Annotated in this window: 15 protein-coding genes and 1 tRNA gene; 9 read left to right on the top strand and 7 right to left on the bottom strand. The window is 71.7% G+C overall.

The genetic code is table 11. The annotated features are described in order from the left end of the window. Nucleotides 1–242 precede the first annotated feature (242 nt). The gene (locus DDQ41_RS07035) at nt 243–566 is read right to left on the bottom strand and encodes a hypothetical protein (protein WP_109293702.1); all 324 of its coding nucleotides are present in this window, start codon (nt 564–566) and stop codon (nt 243–245) included. Beyond that, nucleotides 563–928, bottom strand: coding sequence for a hypothetical protein (locus DDQ41_RS07030; RefSeq protein WP_174720265.1), 366 nt, complete (start codon nt 926–928; stop codon nt 563–565). The genes DDQ41_RS07035 and DDQ41_RS07030 overlap by 4 nt, the downstream gene beginning before the upstream one ends. Before the next feature lie 190 nt (nt 929–1,118). Between DDQ41_RS07030 and DDQ41_RS07025 the strand changes: the two genes are divergently transcribed. Beyond that, entirely contained in the window at nt 1,119–1,346 is a 228-nt protein-coding gene (locus tag DDQ41_RS07025; RefSeq protein WP_109297585.1) for a GntR family transcriptional regulator, read from the top strand. Between the two features lie 290 nt (nt 1,347–1,636). Here the strand turns inward: DDQ41_RS07025 and DDQ41_RS07020 are convergent, their stop codons facing one another. From DDQ41_RS07020 to DDQ41_RS07005, 4 genes are all read right to left on the bottom strand, one after another. Next, a complete protein-coding gene (locus DDQ41_RS07020) occupies nt 1,637–2,065 on the bottom strand; it encodes a VOC family protein (protein ID WP_109293701.1) in 429 nt (142 codons plus the stop codon). Nucleotides 2,066–2,149: 84 nt separating this feature from the next. Then, on the bottom strand, nt 2,150–2,608 hold the full coding sequence (locus tag DDQ41_RS07015; protein WP_109293700.1) for a type II toxin-antitoxin system VapC family toxin: 459 nt from the start codon (nt 2,606–2,608) through the stop codon (nt 2,150–2,152). Next, entirely contained in the window at nt 2,598–2,867 is a 270-nt protein-coding gene (locus tag DDQ41_RS07010; RefSeq protein WP_172607611.1) for a type II toxin-antitoxin system Phd/YefM family antitoxin, read from the bottom strand. The genes DDQ41_RS07015 and DDQ41_RS07010 overlap by 11 nt, the downstream gene beginning before the upstream one ends. Before the next feature lie 144 nt (nt 2,868–3,011). Continuing rightward, a tRNA-Arg gene (locus DDQ41_RS07005) sits at nt 3,012–3,084 on the bottom strand. A 310-nt stretch (nt 3,085–3,394) separates the two neighbouring features. Between DDQ41_RS07005 and DDQ41_RS07000 the strand changes: the two genes are divergently transcribed. The 8 genes from DDQ41_RS07000 (at nt 3,395) to DDQ41_RS06960 (ending at nt 14,096) form a co-directional block, all read left to right on the top strand. Next, complete coding sequence (locus DDQ41_RS07000) at nt 3,395–5,020, top strand: dynamin family protein (RefSeq protein ID WP_109293698.1); 1,626 nt, start codon at nt 3,395–3,397, stop codon at nt 5,018–5,020. Beyond that, complete coding sequence (locus DDQ41_RS06995) at nt 5,017–7,206, top strand: YfjP family GTPase (RefSeq protein ID WP_109293697.1); 2,190 nt, start codon at nt 5,017–5,019, stop codon at nt 7,204–7,206. Before DDQ41_RS07000 ends, DDQ41_RS06995 begins: the two co-directional genes overlap by 4 nt. Nucleotides 7,207–7,728: 522 nt before the next feature. Then, nucleotides 7,729–8,541: a single-stranded DNA-binding protein gene (locus DDQ41_RS32995; protein ID WP_162602628.1), complete on the top strand. Its 813-nt coding sequence runs from the start codon at nt 7,729–7,731 to the stop codon at nt 8,539–8,541. A 213-nt stretch (nt 8,542–8,754) separates the two neighbouring features. After that, complete coding sequence (locus DDQ41_RS06980) at nt 8,755–10,152, top strand: Cys-Gln thioester bond-forming surface protein (protein ID WP_162602627.1); 1,398 nt, start codon at nt 8,755–8,757, stop codon at nt 10,150–10,152. 98 nt (nt 10,153–10,250) lie between these two features. Continuing rightward, nucleotides 10,251–10,373: a hypothetical protein gene (locus DDQ41_RS32295; RefSeq protein WP_262508375.1), complete on the top strand. Its 123-nt coding sequence runs from the start codon at nt 10,251–10,253 to the stop codon at nt 10,371–10,373. Between the two features lie 943 nt (nt 10,374–11,316). Beyond that, nucleotides 11,317–12,981, top strand: a complete 1,665-nt coding sequence (gene ettA / locus DDQ41_RS06970; protein ID WP_109293695.1) for an energy-dependent translational throttle protein EttA — start codon at nt 11,317–11,319, stop codon at nt 12,979–12,981. A 12-nt stretch (nt 12,982–12,993) separates the two neighbouring features. Beyond that, nucleotides 12,994–13,431, top strand: coding sequence for an acyl-CoA thioesterase (locus DDQ41_RS06965; protein ID WP_109293694.1), 438 nt, complete (start codon nt 12,994–12,996; stop codon nt 13,429–13,431). Further along, nucleotides 13,428–14,096 (top strand): hypothetical protein, encoded by a 669-nt coding sequence (locus tag DDQ41_RS06960; RefSeq protein WP_109293693.1) that lies wholly within the window; start codon nt 13,428–13,430, stop codon nt 14,094–14,096. The genes DDQ41_RS06965 and DDQ41_RS06960 overlap by 4 nt, the downstream gene beginning before the upstream one ends. Before the next feature lie 369 nt (nt 14,097–14,465). Here the strand turns inward: DDQ41_RS06960 and DDQ41_RS06955 are convergent, their stop codons facing one another. Continuing rightward, complete coding sequence (locus DDQ41_RS06955) at nt 14,466–14,870, bottom strand: globin (protein WP_109293692.1); 405 nt, start codon at nt 14,868–14,870, stop codon at nt 14,466–14,468. Nucleotides 14,871–15,303 lie beyond the last annotated feature (433 nt).

Genomic DNA, 15,303 nt, shown 5'->3' with positions numbered 1-15,303 from the left:
GGGCGGACGGGCGGGCTGAACCGGCAGGCTCCCGAGCCGGGTCTGCGACCGCCAGCCCGGGTGCCGACACGGGCCCCCTCGCTTCCCGGCCCTGACGCCGGGTGCGTCCGGCCCGAGCGTGACATACCGGAGAGGCGCGCCAGGCGTCCTCCCACCCGCGGATCGGCGTCGGCAGCTCGTGGAGCCGTCCGGGTCTCGTGGCTTTTGTCCTGGGGGCTCCTCCCGGGACTCTCCTCTTGGGGTTACTCGATGTCCGTTGACCGGTCGTCCGGCTCGTCGTAGGGCGGGATGCGAGCGGCCCTGCTCTCCGCGATCTTCAGCAGGTCCGTCACCGCCTCGCACAGGCGGCGGGTGATGAACAGGAGCTCTTGAGGCGTGGGATCCACATGGTCCACGACCATCGAGAGAGCCAGGTCACGCAGGACGGCGGCCGTCTCGATCTGCTCGGCCTCCACCCTGTCGGCGAGACGCGAGAGCATCGTGGACGTTCCGTCCGTGACGAGATGCGCAGGGTTGCCCTCCGGGCCAGGCCAGGGAAGCAGCCGGATCCGCCGGATTCCGCTCATGCCGTCGCTCCGTGGAGGTCGACACCGGCCGCGAACTCCCGGCCGAGAGCCGCCAGCACGGTGGCACGTCGGCGGTCCCTCCGCCCTCGCCGCTCCTGCTCCTGCTCCCATGCGATGAGGTACGGACGGACCAGCGCCCCGTCTTCCCCGCGCAGGATCTGTGCGCGCAGGGCGGTGAGGGGAGGCCAGTGAGCGGGACGTTCCACACCCAGCGGTCGGCGAGTGACGAACAGGCGCCGGGCCGGTGTGTCCGCCGTGCCGCGGTTGGGCGGAGCGTGAGAACCCCTCGGCGCGGTCTGTGCCCGGCGCTTGCCGGTCGACGGCATGAGCCATGAGAGGAGTAGGGCCAGTAGGGTTCGCACGTCTGCACTCTCCTTGTTGCTGTGCGGGCCATGCCCCGGGGCCGCTTGCATCGGTCGCCGGGGTCCTTTCGTTGGTGCTGGGCGTGCTGCGGTGCCCCACCCCTAGCTTACGCGTTATCGCGTCACCGCACTAGCGCACTAGCGCGAAACCGCGATAGCTCATTGTCGCGATAGCGCAGAGTCTGGGGTGATGAACCTTGATCGCTCCGTGCCGGTCTGGCCGCAGGTTGCGGACGACCTTCGCCGCCGACTCGACGCGGGGGAGTGGAGGCCAGGCGACCGCTTCCCCGGCACCGTGGACATCGCCGCTCAGTACGACGTCAGCCAGTCCACTGCGCAGAAGGCGGTAGCCGCCATCCGCTCCGAGGGCAGGTTGAGGACCGTCCTGGGGCAGGGCTCGTTCGTCTGCGAGAGCTGAGCCCCACCGCCTGTTCCACGGGGCCCGATGCGGCCTCGGCGGCCTGGGGCTCGCCGGGTGGGCACCCCGGTGGCTGCCGGGGTGCCTCTGACGAGCGCCGGACCGGAAGGCCGGTCGACCTGCGCGGCGGGTGCGGAACGCGGTGTGCCCACCTGTGTCTTCGCTGGTCACCCGCGAACGAATGCCGTCAGAGCGCTTGGCCTCGGTTCCGGGGGGCCTTTGGCTGACTACCGCCCCTCGTGCCTTCGTCCCGGCTCATGGGGACCGGGGGAAGCGGCGTTCGCGGCGTCTCAGTCGACACAGAACTCGTTGCCCTCGATGTCCAGCATCGGGATGCACGCGTCGTTGCCGTCGTACAGCGTTCGCACGTGTACCGCACCGAGCGGGACCAGACGTGCGCGTTCCGCCTCAAGCGCGGCGAGGCGCTCCTCGCCCACGAGGCCGGTGCCGACCCGTACATCAAGGTGCACCCGGTTCTTGGCGGCCTTCCCCTCGGGGACGCGCTGGAAGTACAGCCGCGGGCCCACACCTGAGGGATCGACGCAGGCGAACCAGGAATCCCGCTGCTCAGGTGGCTGAGAGCGCTTGAAGTCGTCCCAGGTGGCAAACCCCGCCGGTGGCGGCGGTATGACGTACCCCAGCACCTCGCACCAGAAGCGAGCGAGCCGCTCGGGTTCGGCGCAGTCGAAGGTGACTTGGAACTTCCTGATCGGCGTCATCGGACAACTGTACGGACGCTGTCGGCGCCGAGGCCCCGGTGCCGCCGCAGGGCAGGGCCGGCGCAGGGCAGGGCGGACGCGGCGCTACCGGTCGCGCGGGACCTCGGGTCGGGTGACGGCCACGACGGTGACGATTTCGTCCAGGCCCCTGAAGTCCTCGGGGTTGGTGGTGAAGAGGGGAAGCTGCTCGGCGGCCGCGGTGGCGGCGATCATCAGGTCGGCCATGCGTCGACGGGGCTTGCGTCCTGCGGAGACAACGGCGGCGCAGATTCTGCCGTAGAGGCGGGCGGCCTCCACGTCGAAGGGGATGGGGTCGAATTCGTTCTCCGCGCGCTGCAGGACGTCCATACGGCGGGCCCGCTCGGCGTGTTCGTCGTAGTCGCTCTGCTCGCCGGTGCCGCGCACCTGGTGGGGCCCGGCCGATAGTTCCGCGAGGGTGACGGCGCTGATGGCCATCTCGGCGGGCAGTTCGTCGGCGTCGATCCACTTGCGCAGGATCATGATGTTGGTATCGAGCAATCCCTGCCGGTGCTCAACGGGCATACGGGTCGTCCGACTCCTGCTCGACGGCGGCGTCCTGGTCGTCGCGGAAGGCGTCCGGTGAGATGTCGGGGGCGGTGCGTGACATGGCCGCGAACTCGGCACGGGGGACGAAGCGGCGACGGCGGCGGAGCGGGATCAGCTCGCCGACACGGTGCCCGTCGCGGGTGACGGTGAACGCCTGTCCTCCCTGGACGGCGTCCATGATCTCCTTGGAGCGGGTGCGCAGATCGCGCTGAGTGATCTCCGGCTGCGCTGTCATACTGTCCACGATAGCGATGGTGTGCTACCCGGTGCTACACCGTTGCCCGCGATCGTGAACAGGCGAAGGCGCCTGTTCGTGGAGCGGTGTGCATCCGGGCATGAAAGAGCCCCTCACGCGTTTCCGCAGGTGAGAGGCTGTGTGCGCCCCCGGCAGGACTCGAACCTGCGGCCAAGCGCTTAGAAGGCGCCTGCTCTATCCACTGAGCTACGGGGGCCCGATGTGGCCTCGGTGGCCTGGAGCCCCGGGTCGGCCGTGACCTTGCCGGGACAAGGATAGGGCTCCGATCGCCCTGTCCCGGATGCTTCACCTGCGTGGCATCATGTGGAGGTTCGGTGAAGCGAACCGATAATCGCAGGCAGATGCGATTCTCGCAGCGCTTTTTTCGCCTCACACCTCGGGTGTTGTGCACTCGTTATGCCTGTGCCCCACTCGTCCCGTCTGTCCCGTTGTCCTGATCGGCGCGCAGGGGGGCTCATACGCTTCAAAAAACCTCCAAAGTTGGGCATTCTTCGCATGTGGTGACCATGGAAGTACGGCCTCAGCTCATCGACGCACTCTCCGCCCTGCGCGACCGAGTCGCAGCCGTGCGTCTTCCCCTCCCCATTCCCGGTGCTCCGCGGGCACGGCGGACGAGGGCCGAGCTGCTCGCGCAACTCGACGACTATCTGGTGCCCCGGCTGAAGGACCCCAACGCGCCGCTGCTCGCGGTCGTCGGCGGATCGACCGGAGCCGGCAAGTCCACTCTGGTCAACTCGCTCGTCGGCCGGCGGGTGACCGAGGCGGGGGTGCTGCGGCCGACCACGCGCACTCCCGTGCTCGTCTGTCACCCCGAGGATCGCCACTGGTTCGCCGACATGCGCGTACTGCCGAACTTCACCCGCGTGTGGCTGCCCCAGCAGGACGAGACGGAGCAGTCGCCCGGAGCCGCTCGCGACCGGACGATGACGAAGACCAAGACCAGGCCCGAGGAACGGGCGCTGCGGATCGAGACCGCGGTGGCTCTGCCGCCCGGGCTGGCCCTGCTCGACGCGCCCGACATCGATTCCCTCGTCGTCGAGAACCGGATCATGGCGGCCGAGCTGATCTGCGCCGCGGACGTATGGATCATGGTCACCACGGCCTCCCGCTACGCCGACGCGGTCCCCTGGCATCTCCTCCGTACGGCGAAGGAGTACGACGCCATGCTGGTCACGGTGCTCGACCGGGTGCCGCACCAGGTGATCAACGAGGTGTCCCGGCAGTACGCGGCCCTGCTGACCAAGGCCGGGCTGGGACACGTACCCCGCTTCACGATCCCCGAGCTGCCCGAGTCCGCGGGCGGCGGCCGGGGCCTGCTCCCGGACACCGCCGTCGCCGCGCTCCGCGGCTGGCTGGCACACCGTGCCCTTGACCCCGCCGCGCGCCAGCAGACGGTCGTCCGCACCGCCGCCGGGGTCATCGACTCGCTGAACGCCCGGATGCCGGAACTCGCGGGCGCCGTGGCCGCACAGTACGCCGCAGCCGTGCGCCTCTCCGCCGCGGTCGAGGATGCCTACGGGGCGGAGACCGAGCGGGTGCGCAAGCAGGTGCAGCGCGGCGCCGTCCTCACGGGCGACGCACGTACCCGGTGGCGGGGCTACCCGCGCGACAGCTCCGCGGGCGAACTCCTCGACGCGCTCGCGGAGGGATTGACCGCCCTGCTGCAGTGCGCGGTCGCCGCCGCGGACGAGCGGCTCCGCGAGGCGTGGCGACGCGAACCGGCAGGACCCGCCCTCGCCCGGCACTCGCGCGCCGACCGGGAGACGCCGGAGCGCGTCGGCATGGCCGTCCGGCGCTGGCGGCGTGTCGTCGAGGAACTCGCCGAGGAGGAGGTCCGCGGCATGGAAGGCTCCTCGGCGCCCGATCCGGAGGCGGTCGCCGCGCTGCTCGCCACCGCGCTGCTCGGCGGTCGGCGGGCCAGGGCCGCCGGGGAGCTGCTGGCGGAGCGGATGGGCGCCCAGGGCGCCCTCAGGCTGCGCGACAAGGGCGGGGAACTGGTGACCACGTATATCGAACGTGTGGTGAACGAGGAGCGTGACCGGCGCCTCGCGCCGCTCGACTCCCTCGAACTGTCCCCGGAGCCGCAGGCCGAGCTGATCGCCGCGCTGTCCGTACTGCAGAAGGAGAGGTGACCGCGGTGACGGCAGTCACTGGTGAGACCGAGGGCCGCGGTCCGGGGTCCGGAGCCGGGCAGGTGGCCGGGGACGCGCCCGGGGCGGAGAGCGGGAAGGGCGCCCGGGACGACGGGGCGACCGGTGCCGCGACCGACTCCGGAGGCGACTCCGCAGCCGAAGTCCCGGCCGCGGGCAGCCGCCTCGAGAAGGAGGGCGGTCCCGAGGGCGGGCACGTCGACTCCGGAGGTGGTGGGCGGGCGCGGGCCGCGGAGCGGGAGCGGCGGGAAGAGCAGGAACGGCGGGAGCGGCGGGAAGAGCAGGAGCGGCGGGAGCGGCGGGAAGGACCGGAAGGAGCGGAAGGAGCGGAAGGACCGGAAGGAGCGGAAGGAGCGGAAGGAGCGGAAGGGGAGAGCGGGAAGGGCTGCGCGGCGGATTCCGAGCCGCGGAGCGCGGGGAAGGACGCCACCGCGGGGAAGGACGCCGGCGCGGAGGGCGGCCACCCCGGGGAGGGCGGCGAGGGCCGTTGGGACGACGGACTCATCGCGCGCCGCGCCCTCGGACCGTCGGAACTCGCCGGGGACGACGGCTCGCCGGCCGGGGACGAACGGCACGTGCCCATCGGCGGCCCGTACGCCGCGCCGCTGCGCGGCAGGCTGGACGCGCTCCGCGAACTCGTCGGGCTCTCCCGCACCCGACTCGACGAACAAGCCCTGGCCGAGGCGGGCCGGGTGCTCGACGAGGCGGCGGCGCGGCAGCAACTGTCGGCGCGGCACACCGTCGTCGCCATCGCGGGTGCCACCGGAAGCGGCAAGTCGACGCTCTTCAACGCCCTGGCCGGGGTGCCCATCTCGGAGACCGGGCTGCGCCGTCCGACCACTTCGGCCCCGATCTCCCTCAGCTGGTCCGAAGGGGCCGCCGGGCTGCTCGACCGGCTGGCCATTCCGCCACGGCTGCGCCGCAGGCCCCTCGCCGGCGGGAGCGGCGACGAGGCGCTGCAGGGCCTCGTCCTGGTCGATCTGCCCGACCACGACTCGGCGATGACCGTGCACCGCGAACAGGTGGACCGGGTCCTGAAGCTCGTCGACGCGGTGATCTGGGTCGTCGATCCCGAGAAGTACGCGGACGCGGCGCTGCACGAACGCTATCTGCGGCCCCTCGCGGGGCATGCCGAGGTCACCTTCGTCGTCCTCAACCAGATCGACCGGCTGCCGGGCGACGCCGCCGACCAGGTTCTCGACGATCTGCGCAGGCTGCTCGACGAGGACGGGATGGCGGTCGGCGAGCACGGCGATCCCGGCGCCACCGTCCTCGCGCTGTCGGCCCTCACCGGGGAGGGCGTCGGCGAACTGCGCGAACTGCTCGGACGGCTCGTCCAGGAGAAGACCGCCGCCGCCCGCCGGGTCTCCGCCGACATCGACGCGGCAGCGGACCGGCTGAAGCCGATGTACGTCGCCGACGGGCGTCCCGGGCTCAGCGAGCGCGCCCGGGACGACTTCACGGCCCGGCTGGCGAACGCCGTCGGCGCCACCGCCGTCGGCGAGGAGGCCGAACGACGGTGGCGCAGGAACGCCGGGCGGGCCTGCGGGACGCCCTGGCTGCGGCTGTGGCGCTGGTACGGACGCGTGCGCACCCCCGGTGGGAGTCTGCCGCAGCCCGAGCAGCCTGCGGAGGAGGAGCTCACGGCCCGTCAGCGGGTCGAACAGGCGGTACGGACGGTGGCCGACGACGCGGCGCACGGCCTGCCCGCTCCCTGGGCGCAGGCCGTGCGCGAGGCGGCGGTGCGCGGCGCGGAGGGGCTTCCCGAGGAACTCGACGACCTGGCCGCCGAGCTGGGCACACCCAGCGGCCGTCTGCCCCGCCCGGCGTGGTGGCCGGCGGCGGTGCTGGTGCAGGCGTGCATGACCCTGCTCCAGATCTTCGGCGGGCTGTGGCTGGTGGGCCAGATCATCGGGGTCCTCGAACCCGGGCTCCTCCCGCCGGTGCTGGTGATGCTCGCCGGGATCATCGGCGGGCCGCTGGTGGAGTGGGCGTGTGCGGCCGCCGCCAGGGGGCCGGCGCGACGCTACGGACAGGACGCGGAGCGGTGCCTGCGGGAGGCCGCTGCGGCGTGCGGGCGGGCGAAGGTACTGGACCCGATCGCGGCGGAGTTGCTGCGCTACCGGGAGGTGCGGGAGCAGTTCGGGGCGGTGTCCTTCAGCCGCTGAGCCGCTGGGCCGCTGGGCCGCTGGGCCGCTGGGCCGTTGGGCCGCGGAAGCGCGGAACCGGTGCGCGGTGCGCGGTGCGTGCCGGTTCCGCGGACCGGTGCGGGCTGGATGCACGGCCGGCGGCGTATCGGAGGGCCGGAGGCCGGAGGCCGGGCGGGGCAGCCCAGGGGCTTGCGCCATGGTCGGCGGAGGAGCCGGCGGAGGAGCCGGTGGAGGTCCTTGCGGACGGCTCCGGGCAACCGCGGGCAACCGCGGGGAACCGCGGGGGAGTCCCACGGAAGGACCGGCTGGGAGGGGCGGCGGAGAGAATATGCGGGGAAGGGCGGCGTGGGGGGCGGCGTGGAGGGGCGGTCCGGGACCTGTCGAGCGCACCCGTCACCCGGGAGAGCGACGGGGTTTTCCACAGACCTGCCCTCGTCCACAGGCGGGAGCCGGAATTCCCGCGGCGGCCCAGTATGGGATGCGTCGGCGCGACGGCGCGCGGACACACCGGGGTACGGGCGATGAGACAGGGGGAACGTCATGACCGACGTGATGGTGACGCTGACGGGGAATGTCGCGACGGCGGTGGAATACCGGGATTCGGCGACCGGGGGCAGGGCGCGCTTCCGGTTCGCCGTCCCCTCGCGGAGGTGGGACCGGCAGCGGGACGGCTGGACCGACGGGCCCACGAGCTTCTACACGGTATGGGCCTGGCGGGCGCTTGGCGCGAACCTCGCGGCATCGGTCTCGGTGGGTGAACCCCTCGTCGTGCACGGCCGTCTGAGGGTGCGCGAGGAGGAATGGGAGGGCAAGCTCAGGACGTCGGTCGACATCGATGCGGTGGCGGCCGGGCACGACCTGGCGCGCGGGACGTCGGCATTCCGCCGGGTCACGAGGTCGGAGGCACGGTTGGCGTCGCGGCAGGCCGTCGCCACGGCCCCGGCGCCCCCGCCGCCTGCCCCTGCCGCGGAGTCCCCGCACGCAGCGGTTCCGGCGTCTCCGATGTCCCCGGCGTCCCCGGCGTCCCCGGCGTCCCCGGCGTCCCCCGCGTCTCCGGCCGGACCCGGGCCGTTGACGCTTCCCGCCGGTGTCGGGGGTTTCTCAGCCCCGCCGATCCCTGTGTCTTCCGCGGCCTTCGTCGAAACCGCCGAAGCGGGTCCGTCCGGGTCTGATCGGCCGGGCTCGGCCGGGCGACCGGAGCGATTGCATGCCGCTTCCGGACGGGCGCGTGGGCGCGCGCGGAGTACCGGTACCGCCCGTCGGGAGTCCGTTCCCGCCGGGCGGGCGGATACTTCCGGCGCCGGGTCCGGCGCCCGTACCGCGGAGCCTGCCGGCGCTCCCCGTCCGCCCTGAACGGCGATGATGGAGATTTGTCGACAGCCGGAGGGATGTGCCGTCGGTGATAACGATTCCGATTCGGAATGGTTGTCTGACGGTATGACGGGGGATCGGCTCACACCAGGTCCTTAGGATTCCTCAATACTCACGGGGCACTTGAGTCTGCCGGCGAGGCACTTCCCCCACGCACCCCACGCCAAAGGGCCTCGCCCGAAGGGGAATTCTGTGTTGACTGCGCTCTCTGTACGTGGGCGGGGCGTCGCCCGGCTCGCCGTGACGGCCCTGGTGTCCGGTCTGCTCGCGGCGGGTGCCATAGCCTCCGCGGGTCCGGTGGCCGCCGAGGACATCCCCCAGCACCAGGGCGGTGCGACCGCGACACTGGACGGCCTGACCACCTTCGACCGGGCCGTCCTGCACGACGGCGGACGGCGGCACGAACTGCCCGCCGGTCTGTTCGAGATGACCGTCGACGGCGGAGGCAGACTCAAGACCTACTGCGTCGACATACACAACCCAACTCAGGCGCAGGCCAGATACCTGGAGACACCCTGGGAGCAGACCTCGCTCGGCCACAACGGCGATGCCGGGAAGATCCGGTGGATCCTGGAGCATTCGTATCCACAGGTCGACGACCTGGTGGCGTTGGCCGAGCGGGCCGGTACCGGGCTGCTGAGCGAGCGGACCGCGGCGGCCGGCACCCAGGTCGCGATCTGGCGGTACTCGGACGAGGCCGAGGTCGAGGCGCTCGACCCGGCGGCAGAGCAACTGGCCGACTGGCTTGAGGAGAACGCCGAGCACGTCGAGGAGCCCCGCGCCTCGCTGAGCCTCGAACCGAACGCGGTCTCGGGGAAGGCCGGCGGGCGGCTCGGGCCGATCACGGTCCGTACCGACGCGGACCGCGTGACCGTGGCACCGCCCGCGGACTCCGCGGCCAGCGGGGTCATCGTGACCGACCAGGCGGGAAGTCCCCTCACCACCGCGGTCGACGGCAGCATGCTGTACTTCGACGTGCCGGACGGGGCCACCGGCGGCAGCGCCGCCCTGAGCCTGCAGGCCACCACCAATGTGCCGGTGGGACGGGCGTTCTCCGGGGTGACCAAGAGCCAGACGCAGATCCTGGCAGGCTCCAGCCGTTCCACCGTCTCCGCGACGGCCACCGCCACCTGGGCCGACAGGGGCCCCATACCCGCTATCACAGCGAAGAAGAACTGCGCGGCCGGCGGCATCGACATCACCGCCACCAACAGGGGCGACGAGCAGTTCACCTTCAGACTGCAGGGGCTCAAGCACGCGATAGCCCCCGGTGAGTCCCGCACCGTGACCGTCCCCGTCCCCGAGGACCAGGCCTACGACTTCGCGATCACCGGGCCGGGTGGTTTCTCGAAGAGCTTCAAGGGCGTGCTGGACTGCAAGACCACCGGCAGCGCCGGTCCGCTCCCGGACCAGCCGGCGCCCCAGCCCAGCGCCTTCTCGGCCGGCGGCACGGGCATCGACGACAACCTCGCCGCGACCGGCGCCTCCGGTGCCACCCCCGTCATCGTGGGCACGGCCATCGCACTCGTGGTCGTCGGCGGCGCCGTGGTGCTGTTCGTGCACCGGAGGAAGGCACCCTCGGAGGAGGACTGAACGCGCCCGCCGGGGCGCGCCCCGGCGCGGCCCCTGCGCCGTTCGTGCCGGATCGGTCGAGACGGGCGGAGAGGCGCCGGGGTGAGGGGCCCGTCGGAGTGCTGACCACGGCCGAGCGCGAGGAACTGGTACGGCTGCGCCGGAAGGTCCGTGAGCAGGAGGCGACGCTCGGGGTCCCGGGGAAGGCGACAGCCTTCTTCGCTCGGCAGAAGACGAAGTAGCCGCGCGCTACCGGTTCATCGAGGCGGAGCAGGTATCCGAGACCAACCCGGACGGCCGTCCGATGGCCTTCCCGTGCCGGATGTCGAAGGTGTCCCGTTCGGCAAACGACGCCTGGACGGCCTCTCGACCGGCCCGGCGGCTGCGGCAGCGCGCGGAGGCCGAACCCGTGTCGTGCATCCGGGTGTTGCACGCCGAATCCGCGGCGCCCACGGCGCTCGCATCCATGCTCATGGGGCTTCGGTGGGCCCTTCCATGGAAGGCGAGACAGCCGCGGGGGCGGGAGGGCAGGATGATCAGCATGACGGGTTCGGGGGCCGAGTACGCAGGCCGTGCGTACTTCACGACCTATAGGACGGTTGGCCGGGCTGATGTCAGGCAGGCGATCCTGGGCTGCCCCGCCGCTGTCATTACCTGGGCGTTGCCGCAGGAACGAGCGGCGGTCTCCATGAGACCGCCCCCGGACGATCGAAGCCTCGAGACACTCCCGCCACCCAGCGAAAGACCTGATCGGCCAGTAGCGTCCTGTTGGAGTGAAACGGGGCCGCAACACGACCGTTCGCCCACGTCAGCGGCCGAGCCGGCCACGGGTGCTCGCGGCTGCCCAGGCTGAGGGCGCCGGTCGCGGTTACGCCGGCGCGGCCTGCTCTGGTCGACGGCATGGCGGCGAGGCTGGGGCCGGTGGGGGTGTGGCGAGGCATACGCGTGCGTGGCCGGTCGGCGCCCGCCGTCGTGGCTGACCTCCGTCGGCTCGGCCGAGGATTCAGGCGGGCCTACCGATGCCTACAGGCATGGCCGGCATGACCGGCAGTGACGTTCGGCCCTCGGCTGGCACCCGCAAATCCCCAGGTCACAGGCACCCAACCGAACGGGTTTCCCCCGAGGGGTAGCCGTCCGGCAAGATGGGCTGTATCTGCCCACTCACTGATTGCCGGACGGTTTCTCTTGGCTGAGTACATCTACACCATGCGCAAGACGCGCAAGGCGCACGGCGACAAGGTGATCCTTGACGACGTCACGCTGAGCTTCCTGCCCGGTGCGAAGATCGGTGTGGTAGGCCCGAACGGCGCCGGCAAGTCGACCGTGCTGAAGATCATGGCCGGTCTTGAGCAGCCCTCCAACGGTGACGCCTTCCTCTCGCCCGGTTACAGCGTCGGCATCCTGCTCCAGGAGCCCCCGCTCGACGAGAGCAAGACGGTTCTGGAGAACGTCCAGGACGGCGTCGCCGAGGTCAAGGGCAAGCTCGACCGGTTCAACGAGATCGCCGAGCTGATGGCCACCGACTACTCCGACGCGCTGATGGAGGAGATGGGCAAGCTCCAGGAGGACCTGGACCACGCAGGCGCCTGGGACCTCGACGCGCAGCTGGAGCAGGCCATGGACGCGCTGGGCTGCCCGCCCGGCGACTGGCCGGTCAACAACCTCTCCGGTGGTGAGAAGCGCCGCGTCGCGCTCTGCAAGCTGCTGCTGGAGGCCCCCGACCTGCTGCTGCTCGACGAGCCCACCAACCACCTGGACGCCGAGTCCGTCCAGTGGCTGGAGCAGCACCTCGCGAAGTACGCCGGCACCGTCGTCGCCATCACCCACGACCGGTACTTCCTGGACAACGTCGCCCAGTGGATCCTCGAGCTGGACCGCGGCCGGGCCCACCCCTACGAGGGCAACTACTCCACGTACCTGGAGAACAAGGCCGCGCGTCTGAAGGTCGAGGGCCAGAAGGACGCCAAGCGCCAGAAGCGCCTCAAGGAAGAGCTGGAGTGGGTCCGCTCCAACGCCAAGGGCCGCCAGGCCAAGTCCAAGGCGCGGCTCGCCCGTTACGAGGAGATGGCCGCCGAGGCGGAGAAGACCCGGAAGCTCGACTTCGAGGAGATCCAGATCCCGCCGGGCCCGCGCCTGGGCAGCGTGGTCGTCGAGGTCGAGAACCTCAGCAAGGCCTTCGGCGAGAAGGTCCTCATCGACGACCTGAGCTTCACCCTGCCGCGCAACGGCATCGTCGGCGTCATCGGCCCGAACGGCGCCGGCAAGACCACGCTGTTCAAGATGCTCCAGGGCCTGGAGAAGCCCGACGCGGGACAGATCAAGGTCGGCGACACCGTCAAGATCAGCTACGTCGACCAGAGCCGCGAGAACATCGACCCCAAGAAGACGCTGTGGGCCGTCGTCTCGGACGAGCTGGACTACATCAACGTCGGCCAGGTCGAGATGCCCTCCCGGGCGTATGTGTCGGCGTTCGGTTTCAAGGGGCCGGACCAGCAGAAGCCCGCCGGTGTGCTCTCCGGCGGTGAGCGCAACCGCCTCAACCTCGCGCTCACCCTGAAGCAGGGCGGCAACCTGCTGCTCCTCGACGAGCCGACCAACGACCTGGACGTGGAGACGCTCTCCTCGCTGGAGAACGCACTGCTGGACTTCCCGGGCTGCGCCGTGGTCGTCTCGCACGACCGCTGGTTCCTCGACCGGGTCGCCACGCACATCCTGGCCTACGAGGGCGACTCGAAGTGGTTCTGGTTCGAGGGCAACTTCGAGTCGTACGAGAAGAACAAGATCGAGCGGCTCGGTCCGGACGCGGCCCGTCCGCACCGTGCCACCTACAAGAAGCTCACCCGGGGCTGAGGCAGGCAGCAAGTGGCTCGCCATATCTACAGCTGTCCCCTGCGCTGGTCGGACATGGACGCCTTCGGGCATGTCAACAACGTGGTCTTCCTCCGCTATCTGGAGGAGGCCCGCATCGACTTCATGTTCCGGCTGGCGCCGGGGAACGGCTCCCCGTCGTTCTCCGGCGGGTCCGTCGTGGCCCGTCATGAGATCGACTACGTACGCCCGCTCGTGCACCGTCACCATCCGGTCACCGTCGAGTCCTGGGTGACGAAGATCGGCGCGGCGTCGCTCACCATCGCCTACGAGATCAAGGACCCCGGCCAGGTGTACGTACGGGCCTCGACCGTCGTCGTCCCCTACGACCTGTCGGCCGGGCGCCCGCGCCGCATCACCGCCGAGGAGAAGTCCTTCCTCCGGGAGTACCTGGACGAGGAGCAGGACGTGAAGGACGCGCTCGCGGCATGACCGCGCCGGTGCAGACCCTTCGGCTGGCCGGCGCCCGGGAGGCGGCGGACCTCACCGCCTTCCTCGGCCGGCTGATCCACTACGACCGGGCGGCCGCGGTGCGGATGCAGGCCGGCGGGGGCGCGCTCGCCGTGTTCGGCCGGCCGCCGTCGTTCGAGGTCCTCGCGATCCGGACGGCGCGGCTGGCGGAACCGGTCGAGCTGGACGTCACGGTGTCCGCGGGTGAACTACTGGAGTCCGTCGAGGGCTCCCGGCTCGCCGTGCCGACCGCGGTCACCGGCCCTCCGTGGACCGGTGTGCTGCCTCCTCGGGGAGGCTGGCGGGAGGTTCCGGGGCTGCCCGCCCCCGACCGGCTGCGGGGAGCGGTGGCGGCTGCGGTCGCGGAGTTCCGCGCACGGGACGCGGCGCTGCCCGCCGCGCACCGCAGCAGTGCCGAACGCGACCGGATCGGCCGCGAGATCTGGTCCAGGCCCCTCGGCGACACGGGGCTGCCGCTCAGGGCCGTTCACGCCGCCTGGTCGCTGGGCTTCCTTCGCCCCACCCCGGACGACGCCCCCCGCCCGGCGCTCCTGGCCGCGGGCGGCTGGCTCCGGCTGCGCACGCCGTTCGGCTCGGTCGCGGTGCGCAGGGCGGGGCTCGGCACACTGAACGTCACCCCGGTCTGACCCGTTACCTTTCTCGTGGCCCCGAAACGGGGCGCCTGGCCTCCGGGCCCGGTATGGCTGTCTGCCACCCGATCCGCCGGGAACATCCCGCTTCGCGAAACGTTCCCGAGAACCAGCACCGACCCATACAAGTCGACCCCACCGAGGTTGACGAAACAGATAGGGGCACCCCCCGGCACGCCGCACGCTGCACTCCGGTGATCGGGCCGCGACGGACTGTGAGGGGCTGTGAGGGGCTGTGGCGGGCTGTGAGGGGCCTCGGCGGGACGCGCCGGGCGAAGGGTCCTGGGCGGTCCGCACCTTGCGGATCTCGAAGTCCATCGCACCCCTTGAGCTGGGGTGTTGCGACCACCACCAGAACCTCAGGGGTCAGCCTGCCGTGTTCACCATCGACGCGGCGGCGTAGGTGAGGTAGTCCCAGAGCTGCCGCTCGTGCTCCTCGGAGAGGCCGAGTTCGTCGACGGCGGCCCGCATGTGCCGGAGCCAGGCGTCGTGCGCGGCCCTGTCGACGGTGAACGGGGCGTGGCGCATACGGAGGCGCGGGTGGCCGCGCTTGTCGCTGTAGGTGCGCGGCCCACCCCAGTACTGCATCAGGAACAGAACGAGGCGCTCCTCGGCCGGGCCGAGGTCCTCCTCCGGGTACATCGGCCGCAGCAGGGGGTCCTCGGCGACGCCCTCGTAGAAGCGCCGCACCAGGCGGCGGAAGGTCTCCTCGCCGCCGACCTGCTCGTAGAAGGTCTGCTCCTGAAGTGTGCCCCGCGGAATCTCGTTCACCGCTCCATGCTCTCAGACGGACCGGAGGAGGACCCGGGCCCCAGGACCTCCGGCCGGAATGCGGCACCCGGGGCGTAAAGCGGCCCCCGGCGGATGGCTGCCCCCGGGCGGAAGGCGGTCCCCGGCGGATGGCTGCCCCCGGGCGGAAGGCGGTCCCCGGCGGATGGCTGCCCCCGGGCGGAAGGCGGTCCCCGGGCGGATGGCGGCGCCCCCGGCGGGGAGGAGGCGCGCCCGGCCCGGAGCGCGGTGCGGGTGCTCGCCTCCGGGCCGGCCCGCAGCACGGTGGAGGCGCATGGGCGCGCACCGGCAGGCGCGCCCGTTACGGGACCCCTGGGCCGGTCCCGTCGCCGGGCGCGCGCGGCGACGGCGTGAGATGTGATCACCGGTGACGCTGCGGTCGGCTGTCCGGGGGCGCCCCGTTCCACCGCGCCGT

Source organism: Streptomyces spongiicola, assembly GCF_003122365.1.
GTDB lineage: Bacteria > Actinomycetota > Actinomycetes > Streptomycetales > Streptomycetaceae > Streptomyces > Streptomyces spongiicola.
The sequence above is the reverse complement of the archived record's forward strand: the minus strand, read 5'-3'. Positions and strand labels throughout refer to the sequence as shown.